The following is a 13,863-nucleotide window of genomic DNA, read 5'->3' on the forward strand; positions in this document are numbered from 1 at the left end:
TTGGAGCCCGGCGTCAGATGCGCACGCCGGGCTGCTTGATGGATTTTTGCACGGCGGGATTGCCCGCCGCCACCGCCCCGTCCGGGAAGGAACCCTTCACAACGGACTGCGCCCCCACCACCACGCCCCGTCCCAGGCGCACGCCGCGCAGGATCCGCGCGCCCGCGCCGATCCAGCACTGGTCGTCCACGTGGACGCCCGCGCCGACGGCCTCGTTGGGGTCCATGGTGGTGCGGTGGAAGTTGGTGTCGAAGATTTCCACGTCCCAGGAGATGGCGCAGTTGGCTCCGATGTGCACCTCGGTTTCGGCGAAGACGCGCGAGTTGAAGGCCACGTAGCTGCCCTCGCCGATGTGCACGCGCGCTCCGGGGAACACGTTGACGCGCACCCCCGCGAAGAGGTTCACGCTGCCCCCGAACGAGAGCGTGCCGCCCGCCTGCACGCGGACCACGGCCCGGCCGGGGTCGCGCACGTGCTCCCACTCGGGGGGCATGTAGCCCACGCGCACCAAGGCGTGCGGGGCCAGCTCCACGCGGCCGCCCGGGTCCACCACGATGCGCGAATCGCCGCAGAAGACCACGGCCGAGCGGCCCCCCCCGTGGGCGCGCGAAAAAGAACAACTTCTGAGCGCCGCTGTCAAGCTCGATCCGTGGAGCCTGCGCCAGCCCTCCCACAGGGCGCGCAGGCGCGCGACGCGCCCCGCCGGGAAGGGCCTGAACTCCATGGCTCCCGTGAGCCCCGCGTGGGCGGCGGCCGGCACCCGGGCCAGGAGGAAGGCGTCCACCTCCTGGTAGCCCTGGCCCTGGTTCTTGTAGAGGGCCACGGCCAAGTCGGCGCGGGGCAGCTCCGCCAGGGCCGTGGCCGGGACGGCCAGGTTGAAATCGCGGAAGGGGTAGGGGGTCACGCTGCACAGGCGGGAGAGGGTCTCGCGGCAGTGCTCGAACACCCCGGGCTGGGCCAGCAGGGTGATGCGCGCCCCGGGGAAGCGTCCGGCCAGGGCCTCCAGGCCCGCGCGCGTCAGGGCCAGGTCGGCCGAGCGCAGCACCGTGATCGTACGCACGGCGTTCACGGGAGCGCCTCGTCGGCCAGATAGGAGAAGTCCACCTCTTCCAAGCGCGTGGCGAAGGCCTCCTCGAAGCGCGCCGTGGAGATGGCCGCGCGCGCCCGGATGCCGCGTTCCTCCAGCACCAGCGCCTCTTCGCCCGCGCCCAGGGCCGAAAGCACCAGGCGGCCCACCTCCAGGTAGGAGAGGTTGCGGGCGCAGCCCATGTTGAACGTGCCCGCGCGCGGCGCATCGAGCACCGCCGCCAGGCCCCGGGCCACGTCGCGGGCGTGCACGAAGTTGCTCACGCGTTCGCCGCGCCCAAAGAGCGTGACGCGCCCCGTCTCGCGCCATTCCCCGGCCAGCAGGGCCACCAGCCGGTCGGGCTGCATGCCCGGGCCGTAGGCCTGGGTGAGGCGCAGGTTGGTTACGGTGCTGGAGCGGCCCAGGTGGAAATTGAAGAGCGCCTCCGAGTCGAACTTGGCCAGCCCATAGAGCCCTTCGGTGTTGCCCGAGGGGTCCACGGGCGAATCCTCGGTGAAGAGGCCGTCGCGCACCGGGTACACGGCCAGGCTGGAGAAATTGACCACGTGCGCGGGCGCCAGGGTCTGGGTGAGACGCAACGCGCCCAGGGTGAGAGCCTGGTTGGCGTGGTAGACGCCCATGTCGCGCGCGCCGCCCGGGGGGCAAAGCGCGGCTGCGAGGTGGACCAGGGCCTCGACCCTCGCTCCGCCCAGGGCCTCCGCCACGGCTTCGGCCAGGCTTTGCGCGGCGGCGGGGTCCGCCAGGTCGGCCCGGAACACGTCCGGCCCCTCCAGGGCGCCGCGCGGTGAGGCGATGCGCAGGACGCGGTAGTGCTCCTCCAGGGCGGGGAGCACGCTTCGCCCCAGGAACCCCCCGGCTCCGGTGACCAGCAGGGCGGGCTTCACGCGCCCTCCGGCACGTAGAGTTCTTCCCAGAAGCGCAGCACGCGCCCGAAGCGGGGCGTGAACGCGGGCAGGGGCAGGCCCAGCAGGGACTTGAGCGCCATCTCGGGCTCGTTGACCCCGAACTGCGTGCGCATGGCCGTTGAGCCCGAGAAACGCAGGTTGATCTCGAAGAGCCGGGGCCGGCCCGCCGCGTCCAGGCGCAGCTGGAGGTTGGCCGGGCCGAAGGGGTCCAGGGACAGGGCCGTGCGGCGCACGAAGTCCTCCACGGCGGGCGGGGTGGCGCGGTCGTGCCAGGCGGCGTTGGTGTTGCCGTCGCGCAGGGTGCGGCGCAGGCAGATGATGGAGCGCGCCTCCCCCCCGAACACCAGCACGCCGCAGGTGTATTCGGTCTCGCGCGAGCCCACCTCCTCCTGGATCATCAGCCCCTGGCCGACGGACAGGGCGGCGTCCAGCTCGGCGCGGGAACGCACCACGCGCAGGCCCTTGCTCCCCGTGCCCGTGCGCGGCTTGACCACCGCCGGATAGGTCACGGCGTCGGCCTCCTCGGGCAGCCAGGTGGCGGGCGGGTCCAGGCCGTGATCGCGCAGGAAGAGATACGTGAGGTATTTGTCCTCGCAGCGCGCCACGGTTTCGGGGGGGCTCACCAGCACGGTGCAGCCGGTGCGCTCCCGGATCACCTCGCGGTATTTGGCCAGAAGCGGCAGCTCGAAGCCGATGCCCACCAGGAGGATGGCTAGGCCGCGCTCGAGGATGCGCGCCATGAGGGCCTCCAGCCATTCTTCCTCGGTGACCCCGGGGCGCAGGATGTCGGGCAGCAGGAACGTGGGCTTGACCCACTGCGCGCCCACCGTGCCGGGCACATAGTCGAAGCCCGTGAGCTCCACGCGGCCGTCCAGGTCGCAGGCGCGCAGGGATTTGACGATGCCCTGGCCCACCAGGGAGTTCACGCAGGTGATGCCCACCCTGAAATCGGCCATGCTCAGGCCTCCTCGCCGAAGAGTTCGCGAGCGAGAAGCCGCGAGCACTCGCCCAGCGTGTCGATGTGGTGCGAATCGGAGCCGATGGAGACCGGCGGGTCGAAGCGGGACATGAGCTCCAGGAGCGGCCGCAGCAACGGGCGGTGGTAGCGGCTGTTCACCTCCATGGGGAAGCCGTGGGCCGCGCAGGCGCGCACGATGTCTTCCAGGAAGGCCAGGGGGAACTGTCCGTGGTAGGCGAGCGACATGCCTCCCGCGTGGCCCAGGAGCGTGGCACGGCCCGCCTCGGCGGCGGCCACGGCCAGGTCGCGCTCGGCGCGGGCCAGGGTGGGGGCGTCCAGGGAGGAGGGGGGCGCGAGGCCGCCGCCCGGCAGGGGGATGGAGTGCACGCTCACGATCACCGCGTCGGCGCGTTCCAGGGCGGCGGGGGGAATGTCCAGGCCGCCCCGAAGGTCCGTCGCCTTGGCCTCGAACCCGGCCAGCACCCGGAGGGTTTCCTCCTTGCGCGCGAGACGGCCCATCTCGTCCAGGTAGCGGGGGCAGTAGTCGGAGGCGGCGCGCACGTGGTCGGTGAAGAGCACCCGGGAGAGGCCCAGCTCCCGGGCCCGCTCCAGGCAGGCTTCGGGGGCGGCGTGGCCGTCGGTCCAGGTGGTGTGCAGGTGCTGCTCCACCAGGAGGTCGGCCCGCGTCAGGCGCGAGAAGCGGGGGAAGAGGGCCGCGGGATCAGGCATCGTCCACCTGGGAGAGGTCGAAGAGGTCTTCCTCGGCCATGTCCACCTTGAGCCGCCTGCCCAGGAGGCGGTGCAGTTCGCTGGGGGGCAGGCCCGTGCCGGGGCGCTTGGCGGTCACGTCGTCCAGGGTGAGCAACGCGCCCGCCTTGAGCGGCCGCGCGGCCATGAGCGAGCGGCGCATGTTGGCGGCGTTGGCCAGCTCCTCGGGCTGCACGGTTTTCTCCGCGCTGCCCAGGGCGGCCTCCACGTCGCGGATCTGGCGCACCATCTCGGCCAGCTCGTGGGGCTCGATGGAGGCGGCATGGTCCACGCCGGGGAGGTTGCGCGAGAGGGTGAAGTGCTTCTCCACCATGGCCGCGCCCAGCGCCGCGGCGGCCACGGGCACGTGGATGCCCTGGGAGTGGTCGGAGAAGCCCACGGGCACGCCGTAGCGGGCCTTGAGGGTCTCCATGACGCGCAGGTGCAGCTGGGCGTAGGGCGCGGGGTACTGGGAGGTGCACTGGAAGAGGGCCAGCGGGCCAGAGTTGCGCTGCGCGAGCAATTCCACGGCGTGGTCCACCTGCTCCAGGGTGGACATGCCCACCGAGAGCAGCACCGGCAGCCCGGTGTCGGCCAGGGCGCTGAGGAGGTAGTCGTTGTTCAAGTCCGCCGAGGCGATCTTCACGGCCTCGGCCCTGATGTCCGTGAGGATGCGCAGGCCCTCGATGTCGCAGGCGGTGGAGAGGAAGGCGATGCCCTGCTCCTCGCATTCGTCCCGGAGCATGGCGAACTGCCCGGTGGAAAATTCCAGGGAGCGCGACCACTCGATCTTGGACATCTCGCCGATGCGCCCGGAGAAGTAGCCCGGCTTGCTGGAATGGCGGGATTCGCTGGCGGAAGTCCGGTGCGTCTGGAACTTCACGCAGTCGGCCCCGGCCTCTTTGGCGCGGCGCACCAGCTCCAGGGCCAAGTCGAAGGCTCCGTTGTGGTTGATGCCGGCCTCGGCGATGACGAAGCAGCCCTTGCGGCGGACGATGTGGCGTTCAAACCAGTTCATGGAGCGCCTCCAGGAGCGCCCGGCAGACCAGGAGGTCCTTGGGCGCGTCGATGTCGATGGAGTAGAGGGGGTCGGTTTCCAGCAGGCGCATGCGCTCGCCGTAGGGCGGCTTGGGGCCGAGCACGGCGCTCGCGGTCATGGCGTCCACCAGAGCGTTGATGGACCAGGCCGGGGGCAGGAGCTGGCGGCGGTGGAAGCGCTTGAGGTCGATGCCGTCAACGAAGGTGGCGGCATAGCCCTGCTCGTCCTGCTTGAACATCCAGTAGGGGTGGTGCTTGCCCTGGATGCGGTCCACGGTGCGCACGGAGTCGCAGCCGCTCTCGAAGAGGAGCTTCAGGACCGCGCTGACGTGCTCCGGGCGCTTGAGCGGCGTGGTGCAGCGAAGGTTCACCAGGGCGTCTGGCCGGAAGCCCTCGTTCTCTTCGAGCCACTGCAGCAGATGGACGAAGACCGGGGCGTCCGGGGTGTCGTCCTGGGCCAGTTCTGCCGGGCGCAGGAAGGGGACCTCGGCTCCGTGCTCGCGGGCCGCATCCGCGATTTCGGGGTCGTCGGTGCTCACGATCACGCGCTGGACGTCCGGGCAGTCGAGCCCGGCCCGGATGGCCCAGGCGATGAGCGGCCTGCCGCCCAGGTCGGCCAGGTTCTTGCGCGGGATGGACTTGGAGCCGCCGCGCGCGGGGATGACGGCGATGGCGGTCGCGGAGCAGCTCATGGGGCCTCTCTGTTATCGAACCCTGGGTAAGCGTGGCGGGCCAGGGGGAGGCCGGTCAGCGCTTGCAGGCGTATGTTCTCGGCAGCGTAGGCATCGGCTATGGCCTGGCTGGAAGCGGCATGGTTTCCGTGCCTCAGGAGAGGCTCCATGGTTGCGAAGAGCGGCTCCAGACGGGTTAGGATGTTTTGCGCGGTTGCCCGCAAGACGTTAGGCGCACGCGGAGGGGCGGTTTGTTTGTCGGGATGGATGCCTAGGTCATCCAGGGTGAGGGACTCCCCGCGAACGACCTTGATCGGCGAGCGGAGGCATGCGTTGTCCGGATCGCACGGTGCGGGGGGGGTGAGGCGGTTGAGCCAGAACTGCGCCACCTTGGAGAGGGTGCTCATGGACTTGTTGACGACGCAAAAGGGCGGGGACTCCTTGGCGCGTTCGGGATCAAGATTGAGGAATGCGAGAATGGAGGCAAGGAAAGCCTGAGGTGTTGCCTGAAAGTCTTCATAAAGCAGCACGAGCACGTTCTCGGGGCCGAAGGCCCGGAAGTAGGCCTCCACCATGGTGGCGTAGCGGAATTTGCCGTTACGCACGAGGGTCTGCATGTAATTCCTGTAGGAAAGACGCCCCCTGCATTTGACGTAGGTCCAATAGAGGGAAGGCACCGCAGTGCGTTGGTTGCGAAGGCAGATGATGGCCTTGGCGGGAAGTCCGAGTTGGGCGAGTCGGGCTGCCGTTTCCGGGGCGTCGAACAGGAAATCGCCGGAGAGGCCTTCCTGGGAAAACAGGGCCGTGCCCTGGCGGGTAAGATCATCAGCCAGTGTGGGGAAGTAGTGCTTCTGGAGCCAAGTGGTGGCTGTTTTGTGGTAGCCCACGTGGTAGACGCGCTGGGCTGGGTCTGGATTGGTCTGTATGTAGGGAGCCATGGCTAGGTTCTGGAATGGCGTTGAATGTTCGCTGGATGAGTGGTCGTGTCGAATGCTCTCAGTGAATCATGAATGAAGGTAGTGCACCGCGTCGTGAGCAGGAACGCCGTGGTAAGGAACCGATGATCGGGGGTTCCAGATCAGCCTTGGCTGTCGGCTTGGTTTGTCCGCGGCAGAGAGCACCAGACCGGACTTTTCTCGATGGCGACGGTGAAGTTGAACGGGAGGTATCCGTGACGGAGTTCCACTTTCGGCGAGAGCGTCTGGATGGCGAAGTTCATGATCTCGGCAGGATCAATGTAGTACATTGTTTCCTCCTGGAGATTGACGTGCGTTGAGATGGCGTTAAAGATGGTTTTGAACTTGCACAAGTCGTACATTTTGGAGATGAAAGACTTCACGAAGTCCATGTCCTGTCCGATGTTCAAATTGAATACGCCGCTCATGATGACGATATCATGCTGTTCTATGTGCTGCGTGAGCATGTCCCTGTGGAGGAACTCGTAGCCAGGGTATGTCGCGCGCGCCTCCTGGAGAAGAGGCTCGTGAATGTCCACGCCTGTGTAGCTTCCCGTGAATCCCATGTAGTTGAGGAAGAGGAGAAACTCACCGTTTCCGCATCCGATATCGAGAATCGAGCATTGATGTGATGGAATGCTGCGGTAGATTTCGGCGAAGCGGAGATATTGGCGGTTCGCGTCGTCCCATTGGACTCGAGAATGTCTTGGGCCGCCTCCGGTGAAGGACTTGTCGAACAACACGTTGGAACGGTCTAGCAGCGGTTGGTGCATGGAGTCGCCCGGGGTTGAAGGATTTGGGCGCGGCGCTCGCCTGCCGGAAGCCGTTCAATCAGTCGGAGCACGGCCTGGAGTCGTGCGCGACGCGTTGGGCGTTCCCTCCAAAAGGGGGGGGACGATCGTCTGAATGCGACATCCACCAATTTGTGGTACACGAAAAGACTCGTGTGAACCCGACGCGGAAGGCCGACAAGGCATGGACGAGGCGCTATGGCATTGGGTACACTCTTGTCCGTGTGGTCGTGGCGTCGTGTCCGCGGAGAGCGGCAACCGTGGCCAATCCCTGACACGAAATCCGGTTATCAGAGAGTTCCGAGCGGTGCAAGGGCGGGTTGGGGGCCGCAAACCCGGGCGCTGGCGGTCACCGGGTGGCGGAATCATCGCTGGGGTCTGTCGTTGAGGATGTTCTCCACCACCTGGTTGTATTCGGCGTGGAGCCGCTTGCGATTGAAGAAGTGCGAGAAGTAGGTGTAGCTGTCTCCGCGCAGGTGGGTAAGGTGGCATTCGCTCAGCACACGCAACAGCGGCAGGGGAAAGCCCGGGGGCGTGACCTGGCTCTGGGCGCGAACCGTCTCTGCCATGTCTTCCGCGATGCGTCGGATCGCCGAGCCGGGGGTTTCCAGGTTATAAATAAAGTTCAGGTAGTCTTTGAGTCGCTTGCCGGGTTCAACCTTGGCGGGCGGGGCTTGAGCCAGTTCCAGGAGCCGGTCAAGGGACAGAGGTGTCGCGTCCCTGTAGAGCGAGTCGAATTCCTGAAAATATTGCGTGGAATAGGCGGGATTTCCGGGAAAACAAAGATCGGTCAGGTTGAGGTAGGATGCTCCGCTCAGATGGATGGTCAGGGCGGTGCTGGAGAGTACGCCGACGATGATGTCCTGCTGGAGGCACCATGTGGCGAAATCGAGCGAATTGTCGATGGTTAGCTTGCCCTCGGCAACGTGTTTGACTTTGGCGTAGACCTTCCTGTTCTCCATTGGATAGGGGCGCAGGCTGAAATTGTAGGACTCGGCGGGTAGTTCCTTGAGAAGCGTGGCCTGGGCCTGCAAGATGTTCAAGAGCCCCTTCACGTTCTCGACCCGGCAGGGGTAGTCGAAGAGGCGCACGAGGGGGTGGTCGCCTCGTTTGTTGTTGATGAAAGAGTATGCCCCCACGAGCCCCATGTTGATTTTTCGCGAGCCGGATTTCCGGGGCGGGCGGGGCATGAAGCGAATAAGGTCGCTTTTAGGGGTGCCGTTGAGGCGGATCTTGCCCCCGGGGGTCCAGTGGGATTCGTCTATGTGCGAAAGGTTGTCATCCGCAATGCAACGTCGGAAGTGATCCAGGGAGTTGTTGCCCCAGACGTAGATGCGCTCCAACCTGTCGTAGTTTGGCTTGTCTCGAATGATCTTCAGTTCATCACAGTGAATGTATTCCTCGCCTCCTTCGGCGGCGCAATAGAAAAGTTTTGCCTTGGGAAACAGCTTTGAGAGTGGCTGAAGCCGTCCTGCAGTCATGAAAAAAACGGCCTGCGGGTCCCATTTGCGGACGTGGTCGCTCCCCACTGTTTCGGGGCATGCTATGAAGCATTTGCATCCGATGGCCTCGGCGATGCGCGATAAGACGTAGAGGATGCCTATGTCCCTGTAGAAATTGGTGCAGAATAACAGGATGCGAGGAGGCATGACGATTCCTGTGTTGAAGTTAACGGGAAATGCCGTAATAAGGTACTGTCGTGCCGCCGAAGCTCGCCTTGAACCAGCCCCTTCCAGGACTGTTGACGCCTACGAAGTCCAACGTTGGACAGTGGTGTACGTCTCGCAGGTGGGTCATGGCGTCCACCATGTTGCGGGTGCCGGTCTCCAGGTCGCGCATGTCGGGGTCCGAAGCGCCGAAAAGGTAGTAGGCGCCGTGTCGGTCCAGCAGGAAAAAGCTGGAAGTGCCGGGCCTGCCAGCGTCGGTCGTCAGGTAGAGCGCGCCCGTGCCTTCTTGCAGGCAGCGCATGCCAACAGATTGGATCGTCTCCAATTCCCGACTGGGCACGTCGATGCCCTGGCGGGAAAAGGTTTTGCGGTAGAGCGCCAGCAGGATGTCCAGGTCCGCGGAGGGCTGGGTTTCCTGGTTTTTTGTGCGGGTGTTGCGAGCGATGCGTCGTCGTACCGAAGCAAAACCGTCACCGTTTTCCACGCCCGCCTCCAATGTCAGGATGCTCGTATAACGCACGGTGATGGCGTAGCGGCCCAACTCGGGGGTGTGGTAGTTGTGCCAGTCAAAAGGGCGTATGTCCGGTACGGACCAATGGTTCTGGAACCAGACGGAGGCGTAATTCCCGGCCAGGTATTCCGCGAAGATCTGGGAGACCTTGAAACGTTTGTCTTGAGGTGTGAAGGAGTTTCCCTGAAGAGACCGGGAGAAAACAAGCCCGCTGTACTGCTGGAAGTATCCCGGGACGGCGTTCGCGCCCTCGAGGAAGAAACTCATGCCAGCCAATACATTGTCTCCCTTGACGCAAAGCAGGTAAACAACCTGCTGGCCGCAGGCCTCGAGAAAGGACCGCCGCTGGAAGGCCGTGCCCTGGGTGGAGTGATCAATCAACTCATCCCAGCGCCGGGGGTCGCCCTGGACGATTTTCATTGGCTCACTCGGTCCCGGGCGACTGCCCCGGCAGCGACGTCATGGCAAAGGTGCGTCATAGGGTGTGGCGCAGTTCCCATACTTTGGTGAAGGCGTCGGCCACGTCGTCAAGGTCCGCACGGGTCATGGGCGGACGCATGAGTTCGTGCTCGATGAGTTCAGCCGTGTGCAAACGTTCGCACGTGGGGCACAGGCCTGCGTCATAGCGGGGGGAGGCGGGGTTCCAGGGGTTGACGAAGGGGAACCCTTGGGATCCGAAGGCAATGCGCCTCTGAAAGATTGGCTGGAGATAGAGCGGGCGCACGTAACCGCCGCTCAGGAGCACGCCCTCGCCCTCGCGCAGTTCGGTGGGCGCCAGTTCGGCGCTGACGGCCTCCAGAAAACGCTGGCGGGGTAGGCCGGCACACTCGGCGTCGTAGAGGCAGGCATGCACGTAGTAAACGTGTGTGCAGCCCTCGCGGACCTTTGGGGGGGTGATGCAGTCGATTTCGGCCAGACGGCTGGAGAGGTAGGTGCTGTTTTCCTGGCGAGCGGCGAGGAGTGTGTCGAACTTTGCCAGCTGGCAGCGGCCCACGGCGGCCTGGAGCTCGGTGAGGCGGTAGTTGAAGCCCACCATGTTCACCAGGTCCGTGGTGCCTTTTGCTTCCACCACGGCTTCGGCGTGGTTGCGGATGAGCCGTACCTTGTCGGCCAACTCATCGTCGTTGGTGACCACCATGCCGCCTTCGCCGGTATGTATGTGCTTGTGATAGTTGAGAGAGAAAACGCCAATGTCGGCGAGGCTCCCCGCTTCGCGCCCGAAATGGAGCGCGCCGGGGGCCTGGGCGTTGTCCTCGATGACCCTGATCCCGTGTTTGCGGGCAATGGCGTTGATGGCCAGGGCGTTGTAAGGCAAGCCGAAGAGGTCAACGGCCATGATGGCACGGGTGCGCGGCGTGATGGCGGCTTCGACCGCAGCGGGGTCGATGCAGAAGCAATCGGGCTCCACGTCGGCGAAAACGGGTATGGCGCCGTACACCAGTGGAGCGGTCGTCGTGGCGGCCATGGTGTAGGGAGGCACGATGATCTCATCGCCGGGTTCGGTGCCCACCGCGCCTACCGCGGCATAAAGCCCCGAGGTGCAGGAGTTCACGGCAATGGCATGCTTCACGCCGAAGCGTGCGGCCCATTCGCGCTCAAGGGCTTGGACCTCGGGTCCGCCATAGAAGTCCTCATGCCAGCAGCCCAGGTAACGCGAGAGAATGCCCGAGTCGATGACGCGGGCCAGAGCCTCTTTTTCTTCCTCGCCCATGATGCGGTATGCGGGGAACGGTCTCGTACGGACAGGGGCGCCGCCAAATAATGCCAAGCTCATGATGTGATCGACTCCCGGAAGATGTCGTTGAAATCGCTGATATGTTTGATTTCTTTGTGAGGCAGGGCGATGTTCCACGGTCTGCCGGTGAGGCAGCTGAAGACGTTCTTCTCCAGCATGAGGCCCGCTACCAGGGCCGCGCTTTCCACGCCCACGACAACCGAATGGCGAAGGATGTCCCGCGCCAGGATCGGCTCGTTGGAGCGTTCCAGCGGAAACAGCTTGGCATGTCCTTGGAGAAGCATATCATATTTATCAGAGGGTTCCGTCGGGTGCAAGCGCAATGTCGCCCGGGCCACCCGGGGGGCGTGCCGCGCCAGACATTCCAGGAACTTTGAAACCAGGATCATTTCGTCGTCGTAGAGTCCTGCCTTGTCGCCGAAGAGCAAGGCGAGCTTGAGCCCGATAGGTTCACACACGTAGAGGAGGCTGAGCCTGCCCTCGCTGTCCGGCGGGAGGGGCGCTTCGGCGGCTCTCTGGCGGCGCAGGCGCGCTTGGAGGGGATTGGGCTGGAGCAGCACCCGGGCGGAAGGAAAGCCGGTTCGCAGGGCCAGGTCCCGGGCATAGGTGTCGGGGGTCCATATTTCGTCCGGGAGAGCTTCGAGCCATGATCCGGGAGGCCCGAAGCGCTCGGCGTAATAGTCCCAATGGTCCAGGAAGCAGGCGCAGGGCAGGCCCCGTTCGCGCGCGCGCGCGATTGCGCGACGTTCCAGGTCCGCTCCCAGGCTGGACCCGGTGAGCACCAGGTCGCCAGGTTCCAGGCGATCCATGACCGTCAAGTCCGCAGGGGGCATGGGGCCGAAGTCGCGTTCGAAGATGCGACGCGCGGGGCCGTCGACAACATGCAGGAATACGCCCTGTCCAGCGTGCTCCGCCTGCCAGGCGCTCAGGAGTTCAGCGCCTCCGGCGTCATGGGCGACGAGCAATGTTTTTCGCGTCATGGAGCAATCCGTCGCAGACGGTGAGGGTTTGCAGAGCCGTGTCCCCGGTGGAGGGCAGGGAATCCCCCGAGGAAAGGCAGCCGTAAAGGGCCTGAGTGACCGGGCAGAGATAGCGCAACGCCTGGGCCTCATCGATTCGTTCCGGGAGCAGCCGACGGTAGCCTGGATACAATGGGTCCGGGCCTGCCCGGAACACTGCCACGCGTTCGCCCTGATCTTCCAGGCGCAGGCGGCCCTCTTTGAAAAGCAGGTCCATCTCTCCGAAGCCGTAGGGGGCCTGGACGGGGTGGAAAGCGATGCGGGCCTCTGGGTATTCAAGCAGAAAACCCAGACGCCTGTCTTCCCCGGCTTGGCCGCAGGGACCGTCGTCGTAGAGCAGTCGGGCGTCCAGGGGCATGCCATGCCAGTATAGGAAGAGATCTACGTAGTGGGAGGCGCTCTGGAGCAATCCTCCCGTGTAGCGGCAGGTTGCCTGCACAAGTGCTCCGGCTTGGGTCGTGTGCACGGCATCGCGCAATACGGGGTCGAAGCGCCGGAAATAGTTTACGGCAAGCAATACGCCGTGGTCGCGGCACAAGTCTGTCACTTGCCGCCCCTCGGCCAGGCTGGCTGCCAGTGGCTTTTCCAGAAGCACGATTTTCGGTCGAAGCTCCAGGCAGCGTCGCACGACGTCCAGGCGCAAGATGGTGGGAGTCGCCAGGACCACCACGTCGACTTGACCCATGTGTCGGGAAGCCTCTTCAAAACTTGTCCAGGCGGGGCGGCCGCACGCGCCCGTGAACAGTTCCCGGCGAGCGGGGGACGGGTCCAGACCGCCGACCAGGCGAAAGCCCGGATCGGCCATGAAAGCCCTCGTGTGGGTGAACACGTCGCCGGGAGGGCGGTCGAGATCGTAGCCAAGTCCGATGCCGCCCAGGCCTGCCACGAGGACGGTGAACTCAGGCGGACTGGGCAACGAAGCGCTGGATGACGTGGGCATTGAGTTGGAGCAGCTCGGGGTGGGCGCGCAGCAGCGTAAGGACATCCGCCAAGGAAAAGGCGGGGTTGGCAGGGTAGAGGGCGCGGAAAACGGCGTCGATGAGTTGATAGTCGGCCTGTTCGTCCAGGGTCAGGCGCAGGTCGGGCCAGTGGAGTTCAGGGGGCGCTGGAAGGGTGAGCAACCGGAAGCGCTCCGGGTTGCGCAGGAAGAACCAGCTGACGTGCTCTCTGTCCTCGGGGGTGAGGCCCTCCTCGTGGGCCACGCGCAAGAGCCTGGTGGAGAAGACTTCCACGTCCATGCCTATGGGATAGGAGAGCGGGTTGTCGTTGCATGCGTAGTCGCAGGGGTTGGCCAAGTAGAGGTCCAGGGTCTGGGCGACCACGGAGGGGTCGATGAGCGGGCAGTCGCCCGTGATCTCAACGATCACGTCGCCCCCGACGGACTCCGCGGCCCCGAGCACCCGGGCGAGCACGTCTTCCTCGGAGCCTCTGTGGCAGCCGATGCCCAGGCGCTGGGCAAGCGATGCGATGCAGTCGTCCTGGGGATTGGTGGTCGTGGCGAAGAGGATCTCGTCGATTTTGGCAACGCGCGACAGGCGCTCCACGTGGTGTTCGAGCATGGTTTTACCAGCCGAGGTCATCATCACCTTGCCGGGGAGCCTGCTGGAGGTCATCCTGCATTCGATTGTGGAGACGATCCTGGGGAGGGATGTGTCAGGCATTGGATCCTCAAGCGGTTTGATCAAGCCCTAGAAAAATAGCAGACAAGCTTGAAGGGGGTCAAGTTCGCCATGGCGGACGCCGCCGTGCCCGGCGTCCCCGGCGGCGGTGCTCGCCAT

General features: G+C 65.2%; 14 protein-coding genes. All 14 read right to left on the reverse strand.

What is annotated here, in order from left to right; translation table 11 throughout:
- Positions 1-13: 13 nt before the first annotated feature.
- Positions 14-1,069 carry an acyltransferase gene (locus NNJEOMEG_RS20710; protein ID WP_235956958.1) on the reverse strand — a complete coding sequence of 352 codons (1,056 nt, stop codon included), beginning with the start codon at positions 1,067-1,069 and terminating at the stop codon, positions 14-16.
- The gene (locus NNJEOMEG_RS13485; protein WP_173085303.1) at positions 1,066-1,971 is read right to left on the reverse strand and encodes an NAD-dependent epimerase/dehydratase family protein; all 906 of its coding nucleotides are present in this window, start codon (positions 1,969-1,971) and stop codon (positions 1,066-1,068) included. The genes NNJEOMEG_RS20710 and NNJEOMEG_RS13485 overlap by 4 nt, the downstream gene beginning before the upstream one ends.
- On the reverse strand, positions 1,968-2,948 hold the full coding sequence (locus tag NNJEOMEG_RS13490; protein ID WP_173085304.1) for an ATP-grasp domain-containing protein: 981 nt from the start codon (positions 2,946-2,948) through the stop codon (positions 1,968-1,970). Before NNJEOMEG_RS13490 ends, NNJEOMEG_RS13485 begins: the two co-directional genes overlap by 4 nt.
- Positions 2,949-2,950: 2 nt before the next feature.
- Positions 2,951-3,679, reverse strand: a complete 729-nt coding sequence (locus NNJEOMEG_RS13495; protein WP_173085306.1) for a PHP domain-containing protein — start codon at positions 3,677-3,679, stop codon at positions 2,951-2,953.
- The gene (locus NNJEOMEG_RS13500; RefSeq protein ID WP_173085308.1) at positions 3,672-4,715 is read right to left on the reverse strand and encodes an N-acetylneuraminate synthase family protein; all 1,044 of its coding nucleotides are present in this window, start codon (positions 4,713-4,715) and stop codon (positions 3,672-3,674) included. The genes NNJEOMEG_RS13495 and NNJEOMEG_RS13500 overlap by 8 nt, the downstream gene beginning before the upstream one ends.
- The gene (locus NNJEOMEG_RS13505; protein WP_173085310.1) at positions 4,702-5,427 is read right to left on the reverse strand and encodes an acylneuraminate cytidylyltransferase family protein; all 726 of its coding nucleotides are present in this window, start codon (positions 5,425-5,427) and stop codon (positions 4,702-4,704) included. Before NNJEOMEG_RS13505 ends, NNJEOMEG_RS13500 begins: the two co-directional genes overlap by 14 nt.
- Positions 5,424-6,344, reverse strand: coding sequence for a sulfotransferase domain-containing protein (locus NNJEOMEG_RS13510; protein WP_173085312.1), 921 nt, complete (start codon positions 6,342-6,344; stop codon positions 5,424-5,426). The genes NNJEOMEG_RS13505 and NNJEOMEG_RS13510 overlap by 4 nt, the downstream gene beginning before the upstream one ends.
- 140 nt (positions 6,345-6,484) lie before the next feature.
- On the reverse strand, positions 6,485-7,135 hold the full coding sequence (locus tag NNJEOMEG_RS13515) for a class I SAM-dependent methyltransferase (protein WP_173085314.1): 651 nt from the start codon (positions 7,133-7,135) through the stop codon (positions 6,485-6,487).
- Positions 7,136-7,518: 383 nt separating this feature from the next.
- A complete protein-coding gene (locus tag NNJEOMEG_RS13520; RefSeq protein ID WP_173085316.1) occupies positions 7,519-8,802 on the reverse strand; it encodes a hypothetical protein in 1,284 nt (427 codons plus the stop codon).
- A gap of 19 nt (positions 8,803-8,821) precedes the next feature.
- Positions 8,822-9,751 (reverse strand): GNAT family N-acetyltransferase, encoded by a 930-nt coding sequence (locus tag NNJEOMEG_RS13525; RefSeq protein WP_173085318.1) that lies wholly within the window; start codon positions 9,749-9,751, stop codon positions 8,822-8,824.
- Positions 9,752-9,806: 55 nt separating this feature from the next.
- Positions 9,807-11,042 carry a DegT/DnrJ/EryC1/StrS family aminotransferase gene (locus NNJEOMEG_RS13530; RefSeq protein WP_235956959.1) on the reverse strand — a complete coding sequence of 412 codons (1,236 nt, stop codon included), beginning with the start codon at positions 11,040-11,042 and terminating at the stop codon, positions 9,807-9,809.
- A 59-nt stretch (positions 11,043-11,101) separates the two neighbouring features.
- Positions 11,102-12,046 (reverse strand): hypothetical protein, encoded by a 945-nt coding sequence (locus tag NNJEOMEG_RS13535; protein WP_173085320.1) that lies wholly within the window; start codon positions 12,044-12,046, stop codon positions 11,102-11,104.
- Positions 12,015-13,070, reverse strand: a complete 1,056-nt coding sequence (locus NNJEOMEG_RS13540) for a Gfo/Idh/MocA family protein (protein ID WP_308464643.1) — start codon at positions 13,068-13,070, stop codon at positions 12,015-12,017. The genes NNJEOMEG_RS13535 and NNJEOMEG_RS13540 overlap by 32 nt, the downstream gene beginning before the upstream one ends.
- The gene (locus NNJEOMEG_RS13545; protein WP_173085323.1) at positions 12,985-13,746 is read right to left on the reverse strand and encodes a cytidylyltransferase domain-containing protein; all 762 of its coding nucleotides are present in this window, start codon (positions 13,744-13,746) and stop codon (positions 12,985-12,987) included. The genes NNJEOMEG_RS13540 and NNJEOMEG_RS13545 overlap by 86 nt, the downstream gene beginning before the upstream one ends.
- Positions 13,747-13,863: the final 117 nt, after the last annotated feature.

The sequence above is a fragment of the Fundidesulfovibrio magnetotacticus genome (genome assembly GCF_013019105.1).
GTDB classification, from domain to species: Bacteria; Desulfobacterota; Desulfovibrionia; order Desulfovibrionales; family Desulfovibrionaceae; genus Fundidesulfovibrio; species Fundidesulfovibrio magnetotacticus.